Origin of the sequence: Bartonella sp. AP20NXHL, assembly GCF_042196165.1 — a bacterium.
Lineage (GTDB): Bacteria > Pseudomonadota > Alphaproteobacteria > Rhizobiales > Rhizobiaceae > Bartonella.
Window position 1 is genome coordinate 1 of sequence record NZ_JBHIPV010000057.1, and the last position, 2,189, is coordinate 2,189.

The 2,189-nt window shown below is 40.6% G+C and carries 1 pseudogene; it reads right to left on the bottom strand.

The annotated features are described in order from the left end of the window. A pseudogene (locus ACFILL_RS09065) lies at positions 1 to 2,189 on the bottom strand (hypothetical protein); the annotation flags it as partial.

A 2,189-nucleotide genomic window follows, 5' to 3' on the forward strand; every position in this document is an offset into this window, starting at 1 on the left:
CCATCTTTATAACTAGCACCACCACCAAAATATTTGACTACATTCTCAGATGCTGTTTTGAGATCACTTGTTACAGTTGTAACATTTTGATTTGTAGTAAACAACTGAGAACCAATGACTGCTTCATCTGAATTTGCACTGAGAGCGCCACCTAATAGACCGGAAATTTTCCTTGCCCCATTATCTTTATTCAGAATGCTGATTTCAGTACCACCAGTTCCTTTCCCAATGGTGATAACACCTGATCCCTCAGCACGGAAACTGCGACTTAACGCCATCCCTTCTTCTTGCTTAACAAGAATACTGTCTCTCACATCAGCAATTTCATTATTTGTTGCAAAAAGTTGTGAACCATTTACCGCTTCTGTCGATCCTACTGAGAGCGCCCCATCTTTAACGCCTTTTAGCTCTTTATTGCCAGCATCAATACCACCAGTTGTTATTTTCGGACCACCTGTAATAACTAAGCCTGTTGCGTCTAAGGTATTTGTACCTGCCTTTATGCTCTCTAGTGTGATGTCCTTTGCTAAATCAAATTTTACCTTATTGTCCTCTTTGCCTTTTGTAATATTTAAGTTGCTACTTCCAGCTGCCAAATCCATTGGGTTGGTTGAATCAACACTTGTCGTATCTGCACCATCAACAGAGAGATCCCAACTTGAAGTTATAGAGTTTTTTAGAGCTTTTAACTGCGCAACATTCACGGCATCAGTCTCGTCCGTGCCAGATGCAACGCCAGAAAGAATTCTGGTCTTATTATCTTTATTGGCAATCGTGATTTTATCGCCATCTGTATCCTTACCAATGGTGATATATTTCGTCTGCGCATCTTGTTTAATAAAACTACTGGCTGCTACTTGTTCTTTTATTTCCTTCAGTTGTCCAAAATTCACCGCATCGGTGCTTTCAGTACCCGTTGCCACTCCAGTTATCTTGTTACCTCCAGCATCAATACCTCCGGTGGTTATTTTCGGACCATTGGCAATCACTAAGCCCGTTGCGTCTAAAGTACTGCTTCCTGCAGTTACTTTATTGACTGCGATTTCCTTAGCTAGATCAAATTTTATATTATTATCTTTGCCTTTGCTAATTTGAAGATTTTCACTTGCCGCTGATAAATCGATCTTGCTCTCTATACCAATAGTTGTAGCATCTGCACCACCAGCAGACAGCTGCCAACCTTTATCTACGTAATCTTGTAATGACTTTATCTGCGCAACATTAGCAGCATCAGTCAGTTCAGAACCAGCTGCTACCCCTATAATTTGTCGCGTTTTCTTCTCGCTGACATCACCAACACTCACAGCACCATAACCACTCTTCCATTGAGCGTCAGCACCTGTTGCATTCGCTTTCTTATAAGGAGAATAGCCCAAAACACCACTAGCCCTATTGGCTACAGAATCACTTCCTATAGCAACACCCCCTACTACCTTCACTTGCGTTTTAAAGCCTAAAGCTGTACTGCTGTCCGCCTCTACCCGTATAAAACGACCAACAGCAACCGCATCATTATTTAGTGCCACTATATCTGCACCAACAGCAACCGATCCACCTCTATGGATCTCCGAGTTAGAACCTATGATAACAGATGCCGCTAACTTTTGGTCTCTTTCAGCTAATACCGCCTTCGCTTTAGAACCAATAACAACACTGTCCACGGTTTTCGCATTAACGCCTTCACCAAAAATGACATTACTTCCCGATACATCACGCTGTACTTCTCCACTACGTGTCATTCTGGCTATAGGATCTTTTCGCGAGAAATCAGATGCATCAATAGTCACTGTATCCTGTCCACTTTGAGTGAAAGATCGAGTTACAGAGCTACTGTCCATAAAAAACTGTGGATCGACAACAAATTTCTTATTTTGGTCTTCTGGACTTAATGTGTTTTTTGATAACTTATTGTCATCGATTTTTAAAGTATTCGCAATAGAATTATCATCACCTACACTAGTAAGGGTTCTAGTTAAAAAATTTGCATAGTCATCAGAAGCATTAATCTTTTCTAATCCGGCTTTATTGAGTGCTGTTAAATAATTGTTTTTTGAAACAGGAGAAGCATTCAAACCAGCAACAGAGAGAAGGCTTTGTGGATAAGACACACCGGCACTTTTTACACCTTCAAGAAATGTGTTTCTAAAATCAGGATTTGCTGAAAAAACAGGCGTAACATTCGATAAGAA